This is a genomic window from Roseicyclus sp., from assembly GCF_052168335.1.
Taxonomy (GTDB): domain Bacteria; phylum Pseudomonadota; class Alphaproteobacteria; order Rhodobacterales; family Rhodobacteraceae; genus Roseibacterium.
Map to the genome: position 1 here is coordinate 1 of NZ_JBQLZP010000313.1, position 4,267 is coordinate 4,267.

5 protein-coding genes are annotated in these 4,267 nt (G+C 71.2%); 3 read left to right on the plus strand and 2 right to left on the minus strand.

Features of this window, described 5'->3' with window-relative positions; translation table 11 throughout:
* On the minus strand, positions 1-574 hold a 574-nt coding region (locus tag ACTS11_RS09770), incomplete at its 3' end, for an NYN domain-containing protein (protein ID WP_442640131.1).
* 154 nt (positions 575-728) lie between these two features.
* Between ACTS11_RS09770 and bmt the strand changes: the two genes are divergently transcribed.
* Positions 729-1,745: a betaine--homocysteine S-methyltransferase gene (gene bmt, locus ACTS11_RS09775; protein WP_442640132.1), complete on the plus strand. Its 1,017-nt coding sequence runs from the start codon at positions 729-731 to the stop codon at positions 1,743-1,745.
* Positions 1,746-1,966: 221 nt separating this feature from the next.
* Here the strand turns inward: bmt and ACTS11_RS09780 are convergent, their stop codons facing one another.
* Complete coding sequence (locus tag ACTS11_RS09780) at positions 1,967-3,028, minus strand: PA0069 family radical SAM protein (RefSeq protein WP_442640133.1); 1,062 nt, start codon at positions 3,026-3,028, stop codon at positions 1,967-1,969.
* 183 nt (positions 3,029-3,211) lie between these two features.
* Between ACTS11_RS09780 and ACTS11_RS09785 the strand changes: the two genes are divergently transcribed.
* Together ACTS11_RS09785 and ACTS11_RS09790 are read left to right on the plus strand one after the other, a co-directional pair.
* On the plus strand, positions 3,212-3,916 hold the full coding sequence (locus tag ACTS11_RS09785; RefSeq protein ID WP_442640134.1) for a corrinoid protein: 705 nt from the start codon (positions 3,212-3,214) through the stop codon (positions 3,914-3,916).
* Between the two features lie 60 nt (positions 3,917-3,976).
* Positions 3,977-4,267: cupin domain-containing protein (locus ACTS11_RS09790; RefSeq protein ID WP_442640135.1), on the plus strand; the 291-nt coding region annotated here is incomplete at its 3' end.

The following is a 4,267-nucleotide window of genomic DNA, read 5'->3' on the forward strand; positions in this document are numbered from 1 at the left end:
CGTGGGTGCGCGCAAGCTCCCCGTTCAGCGCCGCGACCGGACATCCCGCGCCCGCCCCGCCGAGCCGCTCGACCGCCTGCCGGATCGCCGCGTCGATGTCGGCCGCGGGCGACGCGACGTGGCCGGCCGCCGGCACGGCGACCACCTCGAAGTGGTGACAGGCCATCCGGAAGCTTTCGGAGGTCTTCTCCTCGCCGATGCCGATGACCGTCCGGCCGAGCTTGCGCAGCATCGCGGCGAGCGGCGTGAAATCCCGGTCGGAACTGGCCAGAACCAGCGTCCGTCCGCCATCGCCCAGCGCGAATTCCATCGCGTCCACGGCCATCTTCACGTCGGCCGCGTTCTTGACCTGCTCGCCGCCCGCGACGCCCGTGTGGACGGGCTCGAAGCCGGGAACCGCCATCCAGGCCGGCAGCGCCGGCAGGTGGCCATAGACACGGCGTACGCGAAGTCCGGCCGCGCCCCCCGCGATGCGCAGGATCTCCGGTGCGGTCCAAGCGGGAAGGTTCTCACCGTCCACGAAGAGACCGACCGGCCCGTCGATTCCCGCGAGCTCGAAAACGTCCAGTTTCATGGCGCGCACGCTCTTCGGCGAATCCGGCCAAATTTGGGCAATGCCGCCTTTTGAACATGAATGGATTTCATGAGAAACATGCAGAATTCTACCTTGCCCTCATGACCGCGAGCCGTCAGATGGTCGCGCGCGCACCCCTCGCCCGGAGACCCAGATGACCGACCGCCTTTCCGCCCTGCTCGCCGAGCGCGAGTGGCTTCTCGCCGACGGCGCCACGGGCACGACGCTGTTCAACATGGGCCTCCAGTCGGGCGACGCGCCGGAACTCTGGAACGTCGAGCATCCCGACCGGATCGCCACGCTCTACCGCGGCGCGGTCGAGGCGGGATCGGACCTGTTCCTGACGAACTCCTTCGGCGGCACGGCCGCGCGGCTCAAGCTCCACGACGCGCAGGACCGGGTGTTCGAGCTGAACCGCCTCGCCGCCGAGATCGGGCGCGAGGTGGCCGATGCCGCGGGGCGCACCGTGATCGTGGCGGGCTCGATGGGCCCGACGGGCGAGATCATGGCGCCGATGGGGCCGCTGACCCATGAACGCGCGGTGGAGATGTTCCACGAACAGGCCGAGGGCCTGAAGGCGGGCGGCGTCGACGTGCTCTGGGTCGAGACGATCTCGGCGCCCGAGGAGTACCGCGCCGCAGCCGAGGCCGCGCGCCTCGCGGGCATGCCCTGGTGTGGCACGATGAGCTTCGACACCGCGGGACGCACGATGATGGGCTTCACCTCGGCCGATCTCGCGAACCTCGTCGAGACGCTCGATCCCCCGCCGATCGCCTTCGGGGCGAATTGCGGCGTCGGCGCCTCGGACCTCCTGCGCACGGTGCTGGGTTTCCGCGCCGCCGGGACCGAGCGGCCGGTGATCGCCAAGGGCAACGCGGGCATCCCGAAATACCACGAGGGCCATATCCACTACGACGGCACGCCCGAGCTGATGGCGCGCTACGCGGTCATGGCGCGGGACGCGGGCGCCACGATCATCGGCGGCTGCTGCGGCACCCAGCCCGAGCACCTGCGCGCCATGCGCGCCGCGCTCGAGACGACGCCGCGGGGCGACGCGCCCACGCTCGAGCAGATCACGGGCGAACTCGGCGGCTTCTCCTCGGGCTCGGACGGCACCGACGGCGCGGCCCCCGCACGCGATCGCCGCGGACGCCGCCGCGCGCGGGCGTGAGGGCGAACACCGCACGTCATGCGCCGGGTCGTCCCCGGCCCGCGCGTCGCTGGCCTCGCCGCGGGGCGTTGCGTCTCTCTTCCCTGCGCCCATGGCAGCGGCACGTCCCGAATCCCCCGGCGGCGTGGGACGATGGGCGTCCTCTTTCCGGCCCTGCCGGTGGCGGCGTTGCGGCCGGTCTACGGCATTGCCGCATGGAGCTGGCGGCGTCGAGCCTCCGCTCAGAACAGGCTCAGCTGGTCGCCGGCGCGGGGCGGCGGGCGGAAGAGGTCGGTGCGCAGGGGCGGCAGCGTCACGTCGAGGCCGAGCGCGCGGGTCGCGCGGGCGAAGCGGGCCCGGATCAGGTCGGCCCAAGCGCCCTGCCCCTTCATCCGGCGGCCCCATTCGGGATCGTAGTCGCGCCCGCCATGCATGTCGCGCACCTTGGACATGACGCGGCCCACGCGCTCGGGGTAATGCGCCGCGAGCCAGTCCTGCCAGAGGGCGGAGACCTCGCGCGGCAGGCGGAGGGGAATGGTGCTGGCCGCCACCGCGCCCGCGTCGCGCGCGGCCCTCAGGATCGCCTCGAGCTCGTGGTCGGTCAGCCCCGGCACGAGGGGCGAGACCATGACCCGCACCGGGCAGCCCGCCCGCGCCAGCGTCTCGATCATCCTCAGCCGCCGCGCGGGCGAGGGGCAGCGCGGCTCCATCCGCCGGGAAATGCCGGGGTCGAGCGTGGTGACGGAGATGCCCGCGCGCGCCAGCCCCGCCTGCCCCATCTCGCCCAGGATGTCCGCGTCGCGCTCGACCAGCGTGCCCTTGGTCACGACCGCGACGGGATGGCGGAAGGCCTGCAACACCTCCAGCAGCCCGCGCATGATGCGCCGCTCCCCCTCGATCGGCTGGTAGGGGTCGGTGTTCGTGCCGATGGCGATGACCGCCGGAACATAGGACCGGCGCCGGAGTTCCGCCTCGAGGACGCGCGGGGCCTCGGGCCGGGCTGTCAGGCGCGTCTCGAAGTCGAGGCCGGGCGACAGCCCGAGATAGGCGTGGCTCGGCCGCGCGAAGCAGTAGATGCAGCCATGTTCGCAACCGCGATAGGGATTGATCGACCGGTCGAAGCCGACATCGGGCGAGGTGTTGCGGGTGATCGCGGTCCGCGGCCGTTCCTCGCGCACCTCGGTGCGCAGCGGCGGCGCCTCCTCGGGGATGTCCCAGCCGTCGGGCTCGACGCTGCGCGCGTGCCGCTCGAACCGGCCCGCGTCGTTCGTCCGCGCGGCGCGGCCGCGCGGCTGCGGGGACATGCCCGGAACGGGATCTGCGGAGCGTGGGCCCATGCCCGCCAGACTAGAACGAATGCGGAACATCCGCAAGCGAGGTCGCGCGCCGCTGGCACCATGTCGCAAAACGCCATGTGCGCGCGCGCAATGGGATTAGGTAGACGCGGAAGGGCCTTTCCGGCCCGCCGCTCGTGACGGGAGACAGCCATGTCGCAGGACGACGAAATCATCCTCTCCGAACTCGACGACGACGATCTCGTCGCGCAGATGTTCGACGACCTCTACGACGGGCTGAAGGAGGAGATCGAGGAAGCCGTGACGATCCTCCTCGAGCGCGGCTGGACACCCTACGACATCCTCACCAAGGCGCTCGTCGGCGGCATGACCATCGTGGGCAACGACTTCCGCGACGGCATCCTCTTCGTGCCCGAGGTGCTGATGGCCGCCAACGCCATGAAGGGCGGAATGGCGATCCTGAAGCCTCTCCTGGTCGAGACCGGTGCGCCCCGCATCGGCAAGATGGTGATCGGCACCGTGAAGGGCGACATCCACGACATCGGCAAGAACCTCGTCGCCATGATGATGGAGGGCGCGGGCTTCGAGGTGGTGGACCTCGGCATCAACAACGCGGTCGAGAAGTACCTCGCCGCGCTGGAGAGCGAGCAGCCGGACATCCTCGGCATGTCCGCGCTCCTGACCACGACGATGCCCTACATGAAGGTCGTGATCGACACGATGAAGGAACAGGGCATCCGCGACGACTACATCGTGCTGGTGGGCGGCGCGCCCCTGAACGAGGAGTTCGGCCGCGCCATCGGGGCGGACGCCTATTGCCGCGACGCCGCCGTGGCCGTCGAGACCGCCAAGGACTTCGTCCTGCGCAAGCACAACCAGATGGCCGCCCGCGCCTGATCGGGATCGCCCGGCGCCGGAGCGTCGGGCGGGCCTGCCGCAGACAGCGCGAGGCCCGCGATGCCGAAACTCGACGTCTCCGCCGTCCCGGCGCGCAAGGGCACGGGATACCCGGCCGAGTTCCGTGACGTCAGCGCGGACCGGCTGCGGCAACGCCTCGGCGAGGCGGGCGGACTGACGGCGTTCGGGGTCAACCTGACGCGGCTGCCGCCCGGCAACTGGTCGAGCCAGCGCCACCGGCATTCCCACGAGGACGAGTTCGTCTTCGTCCTCGAAGGCGAGGTCGTGCTGATCGAGGATGCCGGGGAGACGTTGCTGCGCGCCGGCGACTGCGCGGCGTTTCCCGCGGGC